Below are 16,534 nucleotides of genomic sequence, written 5' to 3'. Positions count from 1 at the left end.
AGTTAGAAAGAGTAAAGTTAGAAAGTAGCAACTCGCTAACTTTATCCCTGAAAGCTGACGGCTGATAGCTGACGGCTGATAGCTGACAGCTCTCTAGCTATTTATTCCTGAAAGTAAGTGCCCCAGCCGTCGTATTCAACGTCGGTTTGCTGAGCGAGTGCTTCTAACTTGTCTACGTCTTCCATAATGGCTTCTACGTCAAGTTCACACTCAACAACCACGTCAAAGCTCCACACTTTCTCGCCGTCTTCTAGCTCAAGTTCTGCAGGTTCTTCAACATCGTAACCTAGTTTAAAAGCGGCTAAAGCGGCTTGCTCTAACTTTTCAAAATTTTCGCTAACAAAGTGGTGTTCCACTTCATAAAGTACTTCAGGATCTGAGCCATCTTCAAGTAATGAAGTAACGATGTCTTCAGTAATTTCGCGCCAATTTTCCATTATTTGTTTCTCACTTGAGCATCTAATTCAGTTATTTTAGCAGCCATAATCTGATGAACATGTGAAGCATGGTCACGAGCAGATACGTCTTTATCAAGATAAATCGGCGCTAACATTTCGAGGTAAATTGTACCATTATCCCAGCGATTTAGCTTAATAGTTTTATGCGTTGTACTCATACAAACTGGCACTACTGGCACATCAGCACTCATTGCTGTGTGAAATGCCCCTGTTTTAAAAGGCAATAAACCACGGCCATAGCTTCGCGTACCCTCAGGAAACATCCAAACCGATAGACCTTTTTGTTTTATTTTCTCAGCTGATTTAGAGATTGTGCCTGCTGCTTTTGAACGGTTAGCGCGGTCAATTAAGATATTTCCCGATAACCAATACAGCTGACCAAAAAACGGGATCCATTTAAGGCTTTTTTTACCTAGGCTTACGCAGTTCTCCGGCACCATGGCAGGTAAAGTGAATAGGTCATAGTTATTTTGATGATTTGCTACATAGACAGCAGGGCCAATATTTTTTGGAGTCTCGTGATATTTAAGCTCTAGTTTGACACCTAAAATTTTAGCTACCTTGCAAAACCAACCCGCAATAATATGCACGTTATTAGTATGAAACGGCTTAACGATGCATAAAAGCAGCCCAAAAACACAGCTTAAAACAATGAATAACGCCATGAAAATTATGCGAAAAATAGCTAACAAACGAATTCTCCTCGTACTAATCAGCGCGCATTATAACGTGAAAAATACCATTTCCATAGCTTTAAGCGCACATGTGTACGCTTAAAATTTCATAACGTTTTAACAATAAAAAGGCCTGCAATTGCAGGCCTCTGGTTTTTACTCTGTTACTTCGCTTGGCGACTCATCACTATCATCTGTTTGAGTCACTTCGACTACAGCCTCATCAACTCGCTGCAGACCACGGGGTAATTTGTTACCACGTCTACCGCGTTCACCATGATAATGCTCAAGATCAGCCGGTTTCAGTGTCAGTTTTCGTTTACCTGCATGCAGGGTTACGCTACTGCCCGCAGGCACCACAGCCAGTACTTTTACAAACTCTTCACGGGCTTGCACTTTCGCACTTGGGATAGAAATAATCTTATTCCCTTTACCCTTACTAAGCTTAGGTAAATCACGCAGTGGGAATAACAACATGCGGCCTTCGTTAGAAATTGCCATACAGTAATCTGTTGCTACATCAGTTACTCTAATTGGCGCAAGTAATTCACCGCCTTTAGGAACACTGACCAGCGCTTTACCGTTTTTGTTCTTACTCACCAGATCTTTAAAGTCGCTTATAAAGCCATAACCTGCATCTGAGGCCATTAACAACACTTGGTTGTCTTCTGCCATCACCACATGCTCAAAGTTGGCTCCTGCGCTTAAGTTAAAGCGCCCTGTCATTGGCTCACCTTGGCTTCGAGCTGAAGGTAAACTGTGTGCATCAGTAGCAAAAGCACGACCACTTGAGTCTAAGAACACTGCTGGTTGGTTACTCTTACCTCGCGCTGAGGCTTTATAACTGTCGCCTGACTTATAACTTAGCCCTTCAACATCTAAATCATGACCTTTACCAACACGTGCCCAACCTTTTTCAGATAACACAACTGTCACTGATTCTGAAGGGATAAGGTCTTTTTCACTTAACGCTTTCGCTTCAACACGCTCAACAACTGGCGAGCGACGATCATCGCCATACATTTCAGCCGCTTCTTGAATTTCTTTTTTCATCAAGGTTGACATACGACGCTCTGAACCAAGCGTTTGCTCTAGCTTGTCACGCTCAAGAGCAAGCTCATCCTGCTCACCTTTAATCTTGAACTCTTCAAGTTTTGCTAAATGACGTAGTTTTAACTCTAAAATCGCTTCCGCTTGAATATCAGTTAAACCAAAACGCTCCATTAATACAGGCTTTGGTTTATCTTCAGTACGGATAATTTCGATAACTTCATCAATATTTAAAAAGGCCGTTAATAAACCTTCTAAAATATGTAAGCGAGCTAATACTTTATCTAAACGGTGCTGTAAGCGGCGGCGAACTGTTTCACGGCGGAACGTTAACCACTCGGTTAAAATACTACGTAAATCTTTAACTTGCGGACGACCATCAAGGCCAAGCATGTTTAAGTTTACGCGGTAGTTCTTTTCTAAATCTGTAGTTGCAAATAAGTGTGCCATTAATGGCTCAGCTTTAATGCGGTTTGAACGCGGTACAATCACGATACGAGTTGGGTTTTCGTGATCAGATTCGTCACGTAAATCAGCAACCATTGGCAACTTTTTAGCATTCATCTGCGCTGCAATTTGCTCAAGTACTTTTGCACCTGAACACTGATGAGGCAACGCAGTGATCACTATGTCACCTTGCTCTTCAGTGTAAATTGCACGCATCTTGATAGAACCACGTCCGGTTTGATAAATCTTACGAATATCGTCTTTCGGTGTGATGATCTCAGCTTCTGTTGGGTAGTCAGGCGCATGCACTAACTCAAGCAACTCTTCGATTTCTGTCTTTGGCTTATCAAGTAATAAACAACAGGCACTAGCAACTTCACGCACATTGTGTGGTGGAATATCGGTTGCCATACCTACTGCAATCCCCGTTACACCATTAAGTAAGATGTGTGGTAAACGCGCAGGTAACACCATTGGCTCATCAAGTGTACCGTCAAAGTTTGCGGTCCAATCGACAGTGCCTTGACCCAGCTCTTTTAGTAGAACTTCTGAGAACTTAGATAAACGCGCTTCGGTGTAACGCATTGCAGCAAATGATTTAGGATCATCAGCTGCACCCCAGTTACCTTGACCGTCCACCAGCGGGTAGCGGTAAGAAAACGGCTGCGCCATTAACACCATCGCTTCGTAACATGCACTATCGCCATGGGGGTGGTATTTACCCAATACATCACCCACGGTACGGGCTGATTTTTTGTATTTTGCTTGCGCCGATAGCCCCAGCTCGCTCATTGCATAGATGATACGACGCTGTACAGGCTTAAGACCGTCACCTACATGAGGTAGGGCACGGTCCATGATGACGTACATTGAGTAGTTTAAGTAGGCGTCTTCAGTAAAGCGCCCCATTGTTTGTTGTTCTACGCCTTGCATCAGCAAGCTATCTGTATCACTCATTAACGCTTACCTATTTTTTCTTAGCGCTAACGCGATAGATCACATTAGCAAAGTCGTCTGAGATCAATAAGCTGCCATCTGCAAGTTCTGCAAATGCAACCGGGCGACCAAATGTTTCTTCGTTTTGCATAAAGCCTGTGATGAACGGGGTGTAATTAGTAATACGACCTTGTTCAACATTTGCTAGCATCACTTTATAGCCTGATTTTTTACTACGGTTCCACGAACCATGCTCAGCAACAAAAAGCTGCTCTTTGTATTTAGCAGGGAACTGCTTACCGTTATAAAAATGAATACCTAGAGGAGCAACATGAGCACCAAGTGCAAGGGCTGGCGATTTGTAGTCAGCAATACTTTTACCTTTGCCAAACTCAGGATCTAAAATCGCACCAGCGTGAACATAAGGGAAACCATAATGCGCGCCCTCTTCACCTTCACCAACACGGTTAATTTCGCAAGGTGGCATGTCATCGCCCATCATGTCACGGCCGTTATCACTAAACCAAAATGCATTCGTTGTAGGGTGATAATCAAAACCAACTGAGTTACGAACACCTTTGGCTATGGTTTTAATTTCTTTTGTATCCACATCTAACGAGAAGATGCGGCCGTATTTGTCGTCTTCCGCACAAATGTTACATGGCACACCCACTGGCACAATTAGCTCACCGGTTGGCGCAAAACTAATAAACTTCCAACCATGGTGACGATCAGTCGGAAACTTGTCGTATACCACGTCAAACTTAGGATCTTTTAGGTTTTTGTCTACGTCTTTAAAACGAATGATACGTGACACTTCAGCCACATATAAATCACCATCTTTAATTGCTAAACCTGATGGCATTTCAAGGCCTGTAGCAATGACAATCTTTTTATCTGCAACACCATCACTGTTGTGGTCAATCAGTGCATAAACATTACCTGCTTTACGCGAACCTGCGTAAACAATGCCTCTTTTTGATACCGCAATTTGACGCGCGTTTTCAACATCATCGGCAAACAGGCTTATAGCAAAACCATCAGCAACTGTTAATTTATCAAGAATATCTTTTGCCATTACAGGCGCTGATAACAAGCTCAGCGATAATAATGAGGTCAGTAGTTTTTTCATTTTTGTCTTGCCCTTTAATTCTTTGCTAGCAACTAGGTTGCTACACCCTTTATTAAACTTCTGCGCGGTTACCGTGATCTTCTAACCATTGGCGACGGTCTGACGAACGTTTCTTCGCAAGTAACATATCCATCATTTCCATGGTTTGCTCTTCTTCGTCTAAGGTTAATTGCACTAAACGACGCGTATTAGGATCCATGGTGGTTTCGCGTAATTGTAACGGGTTCATTTCACCTAAGCCTTTGAAGCGTTGAACATTAACCTTACCGCGTTTTTTCTCAGCTTCAATGCGCGCTAAAATACCGTTCTTTTCGTCTTCATCAAGGGCGTAGTAAACCTCTTTACCAATGTCGATACGAAATAGCGGCGGCATAGCTACATACACATGGCCTTGTTTGATAAGCGATGGAAAGTGGCGAACAAACAGCGCACAAAGCAAGGTAGCAATGTGCAATCCATCCGAGTCAGCATCGGCCAAAATACAAATTTTGTTATAGCGCAGACCAGATAAATCACTTGAATCAGGGTCAATACCCAAAGCGACAGAAATATCATGCACCTCTTGCGATGCTAAAATCTGCCCAGATTCAACTTCCCAGGTATTTAAGATTTTACCGCGCAGCGGCATAATTGCTTGGAACTCACGGTCGCGCGCTTGTTTTGCTGAGCCACCCGCTGAGTCACCCTCTACTAAAAACAGTTCAGTACGGTCATTATCTTGGGCGCTACAGTCAGTTAATTTACCCGGTAATGCAGGGCCTGAGGTAACACGCTTTCGCACAACTTTTTTAGCGGCACGTAAACGGCGCTGCGCATTTGAGATACATAACTCAGCTAATAATTCTGCCGTTTCTGTATGCTCGTTTAACCATAAACTAAATGAGTCTTTCACTACACCAGATACAAATGCAGCACATGAGCGAGATGAAAGCTTCTCTTTTGTTTGGCCTGCAAATTGTGGGTCTTGCATTTTAACCGATAATACGTAGCTACAGCGCTCCCAAATATCATCTGGCGTTAACTTTACACCACGCGGTAATAAGTTTCTGAATTCGCAGAATTCACGCATAGCTTCAAGCAAGCCTTGGCGTAAACCATTAACATGTGTACCGCCTTGTGCAGTAGGAATTAAGTTTACATAACTTTCAGCGATTGATTCACCGCCTTCAGGTAGCCAAACAACCGCCCAGTCAGCGCCTTCTGTTGAACTTGAAAAGTCACCAATAAACGGCTCTTTTGGTAATACTTCAAAACCTTTAACTGCTTCAACTAGGTAATCTTTTAAACCTGTTTCGTAATACCATTCTTGGCTTTCTTTGGTTTGCTTATTAGTAAACTTAATGCGCAGGCCTGGGCATAATACCGCTTTGGCTTTTAATAAGTGATTAAGCTTAGTGATAGAAAAATTAGCTGAGTCAAAATAGCTAGCATCAGGCCAAAAACGCACGGTTGTACCTGTGTTACGTTTACCTACAGTGCCAATGACGTTTAAGTCTTCAACCTTGTCACCGTTTTCAAAGGCCATACGAAATTGCTGCGCATCACGGCGCACAGTGACTTCAACACGAGTCGATAGCGCATTTACAACCGAAATACCTACACCGTGTAAACCACCCGAAAACTGATAGTTTTTATTAGAGAACTTACCACCGGCGTGCAGCTTGGTAAAAATAAGTTCCACCCCCGGAATACCTTCTTCAGGGTGAATATCAATCGGCATACCACGGCCATCATCGATAACCTCAAGGGAGTTATCTTCATGAAGGATGACATCTATTTTAGTGGCATGACCTGCCATTGCTTCATCGACACTGTTATCGATAACTTCTTGACCTAAATGATTAGGTCGAACCGTGTCGGTATACATACCTGGGCGGCGTTTTACGGGCTCTAATCCGTTTAAGACTTCAATTGCTTCGGCGTTATAATTTTGCTGACTCATAGTTTTTATATCTTTTATGCGCTTAGCTATGTTTTACGTGATTTTAAGAAAATCTACAATACTTGCAAAGGTTTGTTCGAAGCCGATAAAACTATGATCGCCTCCAAATTCAACGTGTTGCTTACACTGAGAATAATATTTAACCGCCTGCTGAAACGGTAGTACTTCATCGCCCGTTTGCTGTAGCAAATAAATCAATGAAGGGGTGTCTAATTGCGGCAAATATAAACTGCGCAATGCATCCATGTGACGAGTACCAAGTTCATAGTGACTGTCTTGATACGGGTTATAGTTTTCCCCTAAATAGTTATCGAGTAACTCAAATGGGCGAACCGCAGGGTTAATAACCACTGCAGGGATCGAATAACGTTGCGACAAATAGGTCGCATAAAAACCGCCTAATGAACTACCTAGTAATACAGTATCATCATTTAGCAGTTGTTCTAATTGTAAAATTGCATGTAATGGCTCATGAGTTAATCGCGGCACCTGATAATCGACATCAAATTGCGCCATGTGCTCACCAAAACGAACTGCTTTGTAAGATTGCTCAGAGCTATTAAAGCCATGAATATAAATTACTCGTTTAGCCATACTACATCCGTGCTTAACAGTAAGTTTTGTTGCTCATCAATTATTAAGTCGATGATTCGAAATGCGGGGCCTAAATCCTCTTGCTGCCACGCCATAGTGTGTTTGGTAAACTGTATTGAACTGGCAGGTGTCGCATACACACTAAGGTTACGGTAGGTTTGCGTGTACTCATGATGCACATGACCATGAAATACCCCCACACACTGCTCAGTATTAACACAGGTATTTAAAAACTGTGGGCCATTTTCTAGCATATGTTTATCTAAGTAGGCTTGAATAGGCAGCGGGTTATGATGACAAAACACCACGCTAGGTACCTGCCCTACCGCTTGGCTTAATTCATCTAAATGCGTTTGTGTTACCCAACCTGCTGGCGTCGGGCCTTTTGAGTTTGCCAACAGCAACTGCCCACCTAAAAAGGTAATGCGCTTATTGTTTAAAATTTGCGGGCTTGAAAGCTTTTCATATTCACCAAGTTCATCATGATTACCCGGCAACCAAAACACCGGACAACTCAGCGCTGAGTCAGCTATTAATTTAGCAAAAAGCTGGTAAGACTCAGTGCTGTGATCTTGTGTTAAATCACCACCAAATACCACACAATCCACATCGAGCTCAGCAATAGCCTGTAAACAGCGCCCAAAATACGCTGCCGTATTCACGCTAAAGTATTCACCCGTTGTGTCTTTTGATAAGTGGCAATCAGTGATATGGGCAACTTTCAGTGCTGTTTTATCAAAATGGTAGGCGTTACTATACCAAGCCATTATTTACATCCCAATTTAAGACTGCTCGGCCGTTTTCAACACAAGCCACCAGCCAGTCATATAAGAAGGCGTTAAGCTGATATTTTTCATCTTTTTGATGCATATTCGGATTTGGGTAAGCATAGGAAGGCTTGATGCGCTGATGAAAATCATGATGCACAATTTCAGCGACTTTCGCATCATGATACATACGTACCGTTAAATACAAAGGCTTAACCGAAGGTAAATGACCGGCTTCTTGTTTGATAGAAATATCTGTGGTGTATTTTGCTGTATCGTCAACTTTAACCGCAAAAGTGCTGTGCCCTAATTGTACCTTTCGCTCCTGACCTATGCGGCGCTCATTGGGTAATAACTTGAGCGCACGCACGTAATTATGCTCACACAAAGTTAAGTACTTAGGTAAGCTTTGAATATAACGCTGCTGGGCACTGACGTACGACAAAATAATCCCCTATGAGTTTTTCCAATCAGACAGTATACGTTGCTTATTCAGTGCTAACCACTGTAATGAGATAACTGTCGCTGCATTGTCTATTTCACCCTGTTCTAAACGCAGCATAGCTTCATCGTATGACATTACATGGGTTTTGATATCTTCATCTTCATTATCAAGGCCAAAAATACCGCCTTGATACCCTGCTAAGTCAGTGCGCGCTAAATATAAATACAAACGTTCAGTGGTGCCGCCTGGGCTTGAAAGATACGACATCATAAATTCCAGCTCGTTAAGCTCAATACCGGCTTCTTCGAATGCTTCGCGCTTCGCTACATCTTCGTAATCAGTACTGCCATCTGCCATGCCTGCAATACACTCAAGTAACCAAGGTGACTGCTTTGATGCGAGTGCCCCGATTCTAATTTGTTCGATTAACAAAACTTGGTCAGTCGCAGGGTCATAAGGAAGTACAGCAACAGCATGGCCGCGCTCTAAAATTTCGCGTTTAACTTCTACTGATTTGCCACCAGCAAACAATGCATGATGAAAGCGGTAAGTATTAATTTTAAAGAAACCATCATAAACACGCTCAATCGGCTTTAACTCTATGTCATCATGATTAAATTGTGAGATTGCTGATATTTTCATTCACTATTTCCTTTGCGTTTTAAGTAAATGTTACGGCCAATTATATTCTGTTACACTTGGACATGCAGATTTACGTAATTTTTTTTTGGTTATTCATTAAAAAAGAGTACCATGGTCACAGTACAAAATTGTCTAAGGACTGAACGAACAATGAAAAAAACACTACTCGCTGCGCTGATCGGTTTTTCAAGCGCACTGACTGCAACAGCTAGTTATGCTGAAGACTTACTACAAGTTTACGAGATTGCGACAGCAAACGATCCTACCGTACTTAAAGCAAAAGCCCAAGCAGATGCACAAGCCTATGAGAGCGATCGCGCGTTAAGTGCACTATTACCACAAATTGGTCTAAGTCTTGGTTACCAATCAACCAAATCAGATCTTTACGAGGGTAATGATGCAACGGGTTATACAGGTTATGACTATGACCCTGATGAATTTAGCCGTGGTATTAGCTTAAGCCAAACACTGTTTGATTTAGGTGCGTGGAATTCACTGGGTATTGCAGATAAACAAGCATTACAAGCAAACGCTCAGTATGATTTTGCTCGCCAAGACTTAATCGTTCGTGTAGCTGAGGGTTACTTCAATGTACTAAGTGCAATCGATAACCTTGAGTTTGTTCAAGCAGAAAAACGTGCCATCGAGCGCCAATTACAACAAACTAAAGAGCGTTATGCGGTAGGTTTAACTGCAATCACTGACGTACACGAAGCGCAAGCTCAGTACGATAACTCTGTTGCACAAGAAATCGTTGCTAAGAACAGTGTTGAAACAGCGCGTGAGCAACTTCGCGAAATCACTGGTAAATACCACGCGAAATTAGACATGTTGAATACTGAAACGTTTTCAACAGTTGCACCTAAAAAGCAGTCAACTGACTACATTGAAATTGCAAAAGACCAAAACTTAAATCTGCAAGTTTCAAAAGTAACGGTTGATATTGCTAAAGATCAAATCGATTTAGCAAAAGCTGGTCACTATCCGAAGCTAACATTAAGCGCTTCATACGGAGACAGCCTAACTGATCTAAACAGCAACTCACACCAACCACGCGAAGACAGTGCAAGTATTGGTGTTAACTTCAGCCTACCTATTTACTCAGGTGGTGCAACAACAGCAGCGACAGATCAAGCACGCGCTTTCTATGTTGCGGCAAGTGAAGATTTAGAAGCAAGCTTACGTGCAGTAACTCGCTCGGTTATCACATCGTACAACCAAGTAGTGTCTGACATTGCTACTTATAAAGCGCTACAACAAGCTGTTGTTTCTGCTGAAAGTGCGCTTAAAGCAACTGAAGCAGGCTTTGAAGTTGGTACACGTACTATCGTAGACGTACTGATCAGCACGCAAAACCTTTACAATGCAAAAAGTAATTTAGCAAACGTTCGTTACCGCTATGTTGTTTCAACACTTCGCTTGAAACAAGCTGCTGGTACACTAACTAGCGAAGACCTTGTTGCAATTAACCAAGGTTTAAAAGAAATCTAAGCATTTCTTCTATAAAGTCCTTATCGTAAAGCCAGCCTCGTGCTGGCTTTTTTGTATTTTTATAGACATACAGTTAAACTAGCTTTTTTATTTTTAGAGATTTTTTTGTGGTTAGTTCTTCTCCTTTTAAAGCGTCTTTTTTAGGCCCTCGTTACTGGTTAACTTGGATTGGCGTGTTCTTTTTATATCTTATCTCTTGGTTACCACATAAATTACAATTAGCACTTGGAAAACTGCTTGGTCGTCTAGTACACCGTTTTATGAAACGTCGTCGCCACATCGCGGAGGTAAATATCCGTTTATGTTTTCCTGAAATGCCAGAGCATGAACAACGCGAATTAGTTCGTAAAAATATGGAAAATACCGGTATTGCAATGATGGAAACCGGCATGGCTTGGTGGTGGCCCCAATGGCGAATCAATAAAGTGTTTGGTTCTGTTAAAGGCCTAGAACACTTTGAAAAAGCTCAGCAATCAGGTAAAGGTGTGCTGTTACTTGTGCCACACTTTTTACACCTAGAAATGGCGAGCCGTATTATGGGTGTAAAACACCAAGGTATTGGCTTTTATCGCCCGCATAACAACCCTTTAATGGAATATTTCACGACTAACGGTCGTCTTCGTTCTAACGAATACTTAATTGGCAAAAAAGATGTTAAAGGCTTACTGCAAGCACTTAAAAATAAAAAGGTTTGCTACTATTTGCCAGATCAGGATTACGGCCGTAACCGCTGCGAATTTGCGCCTTTTTATGCGGTAAAAGAAGCAGCAACAACAACAGGAACGCTGTTATTTTCAAGTAGCCGTAACTGCGAAACAGTAAGCTTAACGAGCCGTCGTGATGAAGAGGGTCGCTACCATCTAGAGGTATTACCTGCACTTGAAAACTTCCCAAGTGGCGATGACCTTGCAGACGTTACCCACGTAAATCAGCGTATGGAACAAGCTATCGATTTAGCGCCTGAACAGTATATGTGGCTTCACCGTCGCTTTAAAACTCGCCCAGATAAGAATGCACCTTCTTATTACAAGTAGAGTGACATTTTGCTGTTTGTATGGTTTTATAAAGCTAATCAACAACAAGAGTATTAGAAATGTGGTTTTGGGTTAAGCATTTATCATTAGCTGTTATTTTGATTGCTGCTGCTATTTACTTTTTATTTGGTAGTGGTCCAGTAATGGACATTAAAGATACCAAAAATGCTGCAGCGCAAGGATTATCGCGCTTTTATGCGGCGCTACGTAACCAAGTAAATAACAAGAATAATGAGCGCGATAAATACGTTCTTAAATTACCTACGCCAGAAACCAGCTTAGATGTCGCACTTTTTGAACGCGAAAAGGTCGTAGAGCCTTCATCACCTAACTGGACTGGTGATATTCAACCGCGCCGCTTTGAAAACGGTAACACCTTAAAAGATGTACTCTCTGACTATGCCCGTCACGAAGATATCGTACTGTACTGGTATTTAAGCAAAGATTATGTTGTAAAAGATCATTTTCGTGTTGATAGTAACTTTGTTTCAACCCTTTATCAGGTTGGCCGCGCCATCAACGATGATTTCGAAAATGAGGTTTACACCTATTTTTGCTTTAAGCAAAGAGCCGCGGTTATCACTGAGCTGCCCTCTGCTTATGTGCGCGAAAACTGCCGTCGCTTAAAAAGCTAAAACACCTGCCGCCACGCCTGACTTACTAAGTCGATGTGCTGAGTTAACTCAGCACGAGGCGCACAACGCCCTTGCTGATTCAAACTCATTACATGATAACGTGAACGATAGGCAATATACGCAGCCACTAATTCTTGCTGCATTTGCTCAGTAATACAGCCTAAACGTGCAGCATCAGCTAAAATACGAACATTGTCGGACCAGGTCGGTAGCTCAGAGTGCTGCATAGCATTATTTAGCACCAGATACTGAGTGATAAACTCAATATCTGTGATACCGCCCCTATCTTGCTTTAAATCAAACAGATCATCATTGCCTTTAGCAAGGTGAGCACGCATTTTTTCGCGCATCTCAACGACATCAGTCTTTAGCTTCTCATTATCGCGGGCTTGGCACAAAACGTCTTTGCGGATTTGTGCAAAACGCTCTCGCAACGAATCTTGCCCATAAATCATGCGTGAACGAACCAAAGCTTGATGTTCCCAGGTCCATGCTTGAGTTTGCTGATAGTGGTAGTAACTTTCTAAATTAATAGCTAGTAAACCCGATGCCCCTTCAGGACGTAAACGAGTATCAAGCTCATACAATATGCCTGACGCAGTTCGCGTGTTGAATAGATGCATTAAACGCTGCGCAAGCTTTAAGTAAAACTGACGCGAGTCAATCGACTTATCACCATCGGTATAACTGCTGCCATCGTGGTTATGCACAAATACCAGATCTAAGTCTGAATCGTAGCCAACTTCAAAGCCGCCAGTTTTACCGTAAGCAATAACCGCAAAGCCCTTTTCTTGATCTGAGGTATTCGCTGGCCGACCAAAGCGCTCAACACATGCATGCCATGCAATATTGACCGCTTGCTCTACAATAGCCTCAGCAAGCGCAGTAAGATGATCACTTACCTTCATCACACTCAGTACACCGGTTGCATCGGCTGCTGCAATGCGTAACTGATGCGTTTGTTTAAACTGACGAAGTGCTTCCATTTGCAGCTCTAAGTCGCCATGCTCAATACGTAAGAAATACTGCCTAATTTCATCTTTGTAAGCAGATAAAGGCGTTGGTTTATAGAGCACCTGCGGATCTATCAGCTCATCAAGTAAAATTGGGTAACGAGAGATATGCTCGCCAATCCATTTACTATGGCAGCAAAGTGCTACCAGTTGATTTAAGGCACCTGGGTTTTCGTATAACAGCTCTAGGTAAGCAGTTCGTGAGATGATCTTGTTGAGCACTTGGCAGATCATGGTAAAAGCATCGCTACTGGCTTTTGTAACTGTTAGCTGTTTAAGTAAAAGGGGCATTAATTTATCGAGGATATCACGACCTCGACTGCCAATTTTCGCCTTAGTTAAGCGCGCTTTAAAATCTTCAAGCGCCGCTTGCCAGTCAAGATTCGGCTCACACATTAGGCTTACATCTGTCATTTCCCAAGCGCTAATGTACTCACTTTCACACGGATCCGCTGTTTCGCTTTCAAAGCCAATCACTTGTTCAAACTCACCATGGACTTGAGACATGGTCTGCTCAATGCTAGTTAAACACTGATCAAAATCATCTTTATTGAGCAAATAGCATAAACGTTGCTGGTTTAACTCGTCATCAGGTAGGGTTTGCGTTTGCTTATCATCGAAAATCTGTAGGTACTGCTCAATTTGACGTAAGTCTAAATAGTTTTGTGTTAATAACTCAGCTTCTTTATTCGACATCACTTGGTTGTTAACCAGCTCTTTTAAAGCAATTAGCAGTGACTGAGTTTGTAGGTTAGCTTCACGGCCGCCTCGAACCATTTGTAGCGCTTGCACCACAAACTCCACTTCTCGAATGCCGCCTGCACCTAATTTGATATTGTTTGTAAGGCGCTTTCGGCGTACCTCTTGGGCAATCATTTGCTTCATTTTACGCAGCGATTCAATCACCGAAAAATCAATATAGCGGCGATAAACGAACGGCCGTAGCAATTCATAAAATTCATCCCAATAACGGTTTTCAGTACCAATTAATCGTCCTTTTAGCATGGCGTAGCGTTCCCACTCACGTCCTTGCTCTTGATAATAATCTTCCATTGCATGAAAGCTCATTACCAAAGGCCCACTTTCACCAAATGGGCGCAGGCGCATATCGACTCGAAATACTTGGCCATTTACCGTGGTCTGGTTAAGCGCCATAATTAGCTTTTGCGCCACTTTGGTATAAAACACCTGGGCTTCAATGGAGCGGCGCCCCCCTTGCGTTGCAACATCGCGAGGATAAGAAAAAATTAAATCTATGTCAGATGAGTAGTTAAGCTCTCCCCCACCAAGTTTGCCCATACCTAAAACTAACATTGGCATTGCATTACCGTCATCATCAAGCGGCATACCACTGACTTTAGCTACCTGCGCAAAGGCCCACTGATTAGCACTATCGATAAGCTGGTTTGCAAGGGCCGAGATATAAGCGATGCTATCGGCAATTGGGTTTGCACAGCACAAATCAAGAAAAGCCACTTTCAACCAGTACTTTTCTCGATACAAACGCAGCTTTGCCAGCGCAGCATTGTCGTCCAGTTCATTGATTTCAGAATTACTTAACGGAGCTTCAACTGCACGATTAGCAAGCTCCTTATCATCAAGTAACCAGTCTTTTAAATCAGGCTGAGATTGTAAGCAGTTCCACGCAAAGTCACTTAAAGACAGCAAGTTAATAATTTTTTGTTGCTCAGTTTGCCCCTTATACAAGCTCGCGAAGCGGGTTTGGCCTAACTGATGAAGTGACTCGGGAAGCGCGTGTAAATTACTCATTAAATACTCTCTTTTAACTTGCCAATAACCGTACTAGAATGATTATCAAAGAATTATTTAGCAGGGACCTGCATGTCATATTTATCACTATCTAACACTAGTTTAGTCGCGATTGCTATTAGTTTCGCTGTAATTTGCGTCACTATAGTACTGCTACGTATTCTAACGCAAATCAAAGCAAAACAAGCGCTTAAAGAAGAGCTTGCGCAACATGATAACTTTGCCATGGGGATCAGCTTTGCCAGCGAAATTATGGTCGTTATAGCCACCATCGCTTATATATTCGATGAAATTAGCTTAAGTGCAGCCCAATCTAATCCGCTAAAAGTACTTTTACTCATTGTGCTGTTATTTGCCTTTATAAAAATAGGTCATTTAATTCATCGTAAATGGATTTTGCATCGCTTTAATGAAGAAGCAGCCATACTCAAACAAAATGTTTGCGCCGCCTTGGTCGATTCAGGCATGTTAATCGCTAACTGCATTATCGCTCTTGGCCTTTATAACTGGTGCCATACCCAAGGTTACAGCAGCTTATTGATCGCCACTGTGAGCTTTTTTGTGCTGCAAGGTATGTTTGCCCTTGATAGTAAAATTCGTGAATACCGCTTTGCAAAAGCCAACCAAGGTGCATCACTACAAAGTAACTTTAACCTTGAAAATACCTCTATTGGCATTCGCTACGCAGGTAAGTCTATCGGCCTAGCACTTGCGGGCTATGCTGGTCTTGCCAGTGCATCATTTATTAGTGGTAAGATGGTAGAAAATTTATTCACTCTAGTATCTCATTGCGGTGCAATGTGGGTATTGTTATATATTTTGAGCTACATTATTAAATATATCTCTCTACCTAATATCGACACATCGTTAGAAGTAGATCACCAAGATAACATTGGCATAGCCTGTATAGAGTTTGCCGTTTTCGGTGCAATAGGCTATTTACTAATAAGTATGTTTTCAATTTGATACGGAAGTATTTGAATCGTGAGGCATTATGCCCTTTAAAGTTAATAATTATTTATTAGTTGATATAGATGATGAGTTTAGCCGCGCATTTGCTCAGCACTACTTTGCAAATGCCGAAAATTCGACTCTAGTTGTGGCTGGCGCTAATAGCCGCCATATGGTTAAACTCATGTTTGATCAACTCGTTAAAGATTATTGCTATTGCGATTTTAGTAATGAAATTAGTGTCTCAGAACTCGCCAGCTATTTACATGAACACCACGATATTCAAGGTGTACTGATTAATCACACCGACTATCAGCTGGCGAATGATGCTCAAAAGTTTATTTATAACTCACTGCACAAAATACGTTACTTAGTGCAACAAGATGGACATAGCTTTAGTTTTACACCTTGCCCGGATGCTGCTCACATTAACCACCTTTCTTGCCAATCTGAGATTGCCGAAACCACTGCAGATGTTTTAAGTGCCAAAGACGAATTTAAATAACAAATAAATAATTGCACCTAAGCCGCTGTATACTTACCATATTGCTAA

General features: G+C 42.1%; 15 protein-coding genes. 5 read left to right on the top strand and 10 right to left on the bottom strand.

The features are described 5' to 3' along the window. Positions 1–101 precede the first annotated feature (101 nt). The 9 genes from rraB to WA256_RS14665 form a co-directional block, all read right to left on the bottom strand. Positions 102–437 carry a ribonuclease E inhibitor RraB gene (gene rraB / locus WA256_RS14705; protein ID WP_054552644.1) on the bottom strand — a complete coding sequence of 112 codons (336 nt, stop codon included), beginning with the start codon at positions 435–437 and terminating at the stop codon, positions 102–104. Next, entirely contained in the window at positions 437–1,123 is a 687-nt protein-coding gene (locus WA256_RS14700) for a 1-acylglycerol-3-phosphate O-acyltransferase (RefSeq protein WP_082389235.1), read from the bottom strand. Before WA256_RS14700 ends, rraB begins: the two co-directional genes overlap by 1 nt. 165 nt (positions 1,124–1,288) lie before the next feature. Then, on the bottom strand, positions 1,289–3,586 hold the full coding sequence (gene parC, locus WA256_RS14695) for a DNA topoisomerase IV subunit A (protein ID WP_335992509.1): 2,298 nt from the start codon (positions 3,584–3,586) through the stop codon (positions 1,289–1,291). Positions 3,587–3,596: 10 nt separating this feature from the next. Beyond that, positions 3,597–4,697, bottom strand: coding sequence for a PQQ-dependent sugar dehydrogenase (locus WA256_RS14690; protein WP_335992508.1), 1,101 nt, complete (start codon positions 4,695–4,697; stop codon positions 3,597–3,599). 52 nt (positions 4,698–4,749) lie between these two features. Then, entirely contained in the window at positions 4,750–6,639 is a 1,890-nt protein-coding gene (parE, locus tag WA256_RS14685) for a DNA topoisomerase IV subunit B (RefSeq protein ID WP_054552648.1), read from the bottom strand. Between the two features lie 33 nt (positions 6,640–6,672). Further along, positions 6,673–7,233, bottom strand: coding sequence for a YqiA/YcfP family alpha/beta fold hydrolase (locus tag WA256_RS14680; protein WP_055021196.1), 561 nt, complete (start codon positions 7,231–7,233; stop codon positions 6,673–6,675). Beyond that, the gene (locus WA256_RS14675) at positions 7,218–8,000 is read right to left on the bottom strand and encodes a metallophosphoesterase (protein WP_335992506.1); all 783 of its coding nucleotides are present in this window, start codon (positions 7,998–8,000) and stop codon (positions 7,218–7,220) included. The genes WA256_RS14680 and WA256_RS14675 overlap by 16 nt, the downstream gene beginning before the upstream one ends. Beyond that, entirely contained in the window at positions 7,987–8,445 is a 459-nt protein-coding gene (locus WA256_RS14670; RefSeq protein ID WP_054562727.1) for a DUF1249 domain-containing protein, read from the bottom strand. The genes WA256_RS14675 and WA256_RS14670 overlap by 14 nt, the downstream gene beginning before the upstream one ends. Before the next feature lie 9 nt (positions 8,446–8,454). Next, complete coding sequence (locus tag WA256_RS14665; protein WP_055197686.1) at positions 8,455–9,087, bottom strand: NUDIX domain-containing protein; 633 nt, start codon at positions 9,085–9,087, stop codon at positions 8,455–8,457. Between the two features lie 150 nt (positions 9,088–9,237). Between WA256_RS14665 and tolC the strand changes: the two genes are divergently transcribed. The 3 genes from tolC to WA256_RS14650 all read left to right on the top strand — a co-directional run bounded on the left by tolC (position 9,238) and on the right by WA256_RS14650 (position 12,247). Next, on the top strand, positions 9,238–10,578 hold the full coding sequence (tolC, locus tag WA256_RS14660) for an outer membrane channel protein TolC (protein ID WP_062566126.1): 1,341 nt from the start codon (positions 9,238–9,240) through the stop codon (positions 10,576–10,578). A 107-nt stretch (positions 10,579–10,685) separates the two neighbouring features. After that, complete coding sequence (lpxL, locus tag WA256_RS14655) at positions 10,686–11,612, top strand: LpxL/LpxP family Kdo(2)-lipid IV(A) lauroyl/palmitoleoyl acyltransferase (protein ID WP_062566127.1); 927 nt, start codon at positions 10,686–10,688, stop codon at positions 11,610–11,612. A gap of 59 nt (positions 11,613–11,671) precedes the next feature. After that, positions 11,672–12,247: a TcpQ domain-containing protein gene (locus tag WA256_RS14650; RefSeq protein ID WP_054562731.1), complete on the top strand. Its 576-nt coding sequence runs from the start codon at positions 11,672–11,674 to the stop codon at positions 12,245–12,247. On the opposite strand, the gene glnE is transcribed toward WA256_RS14650, so the two are convergent. Then, positions 12,244–15,030 carry a bifunctional [glutamate--ammonia ligase]-adenylyl-L-tyrosine phosphorylase/[glutamate--ammonia-ligase] adenylyltransferase gene (gene glnE / locus WA256_RS14645; protein ID WP_335992501.1) on the bottom strand — a complete coding sequence of 929 codons (2,787 nt, stop codon included), beginning with the start codon at positions 15,028–15,030 and terminating at the stop codon, positions 12,244–12,246. The two genes, WA256_RS14650 and glnE, sit on opposite strands and share 4 nt — an antisense overlap. Positions 15,031–15,102: 72 nt before the next feature. On the opposite strand from glnE, the gene WA256_RS14640 reads away from it, so the two are divergent. Then, positions 15,103–15,996, top strand: a complete 894-nt coding sequence (locus WA256_RS14640; RefSeq protein ID WP_054562733.1) for a DUF350 domain-containing protein — start codon at positions 15,103–15,105, stop codon at positions 15,994–15,996. 28 nt (positions 15,997–16,024) lie between these two features. Further along, entirely contained in the window at positions 16,025–16,486 is a 462-nt protein-coding gene (locus WA256_RS14635) for a hypothetical protein (protein ID WP_058586585.1), read from the top strand. Positions 16,487–16,534 lie beyond the last annotated feature (48 nt).

The organism is Pseudoalteromonas sp. CH_XMU1449-3 (genome assembly GCF_037027245.1).
GTDB lineage: Bacteria > Pseudomonadota > Gammaproteobacteria > Enterobacterales > Alteromonadaceae > Pseudoalteromonas > Pseudoalteromonas shioyasakiensis.
Note: the sequence above shows the minus strand (reverse complement) of the source record. Positions and strands in the feature narration are given on the sequence as shown.

Bases quoted from the DNA above. Each gene is read 5' to 3' on its own strand.
- rraB (WP_054552644.1), bottom strand. From the start codon at position 437: ATGGAAAATTGGCGCGAAATTACTGAAGACATCGTTACTTCATTACTT.
- WA256_RS14700 (WP_082389235.1), bottom strand. From the start codon at position 1,123: ATGGCGTTATTCATTGTTTTAAGCTGTGTTTTTGGGCTGCTTTTATGC.
- parC (WP_335992509.1), bottom strand. From the start codon at position 3,586: ATGAGTGATACAGATAGCTTGCTGATGCAAGGCGTAGAACAACAAACA.
- WA256_RS14690 (WP_335992508.1), bottom strand. From the start codon at position 4,697: ATGAAAAAACTACTGACCTCATTATTATCGCTGAGCTTGTTATCAGCG.
- parE (WP_054552648.1), bottom strand. From the start codon at position 6,639: ATGAGTCAGCAAAATTATAACGCCGAAGCAATTGAAGTCTTAAACGGA.
- WA256_RS14680 (WP_055021196.1), bottom strand. From the start codon at position 7,233: ATGGCTAAACGAGTAATTTATATTCATGGCTTTAATAGCTCTGAGCAA.
- WA256_RS14675 (WP_335992506.1), bottom strand. From the start codon at position 8,000: ATGGCTTGGTATAGTAACGCCTACCATTTTGATAAAACAGCACTGAAA.
- WA256_RS14665 (WP_055197686.1), bottom strand. From the start codon at position 9,087: ATGAAAATATCAGCAATCTCACAATTTAATCATGATGACATAGAGTTA.
- tolC (WP_062566126.1), top strand. From the start codon at position 9,238: ATGAAAAAAACACTACTCGCTGCGCTGATCGGTTTTTCAAGCGCACTG.
- WA256_RS14650 (WP_054562731.1), top strand. From the start codon at position 11,672: ATGTGGTTTTGGGTTAAGCATTTATCATTAGCTGTTATTTTGATTGCT.
- glnE (WP_335992501.1), bottom strand. From the start codon at position 15,030: ATGAGTAATTTACACGCGCTTCCCGAGTCACTTCATCAGTTAGGCCAA.
- WA256_RS14640 (WP_054562733.1), top strand. From the start codon at position 15,103: ATGTCATATTTATCACTATCTAACACTAGTTTAGTCGCGATTGCTATT.
- WA256_RS14635 (WP_058586585.1), top strand. From the start codon at position 16,025: ATGCCCTTTAAAGTTAATAATTATTTATTAGTTGATATAGATGATGAG.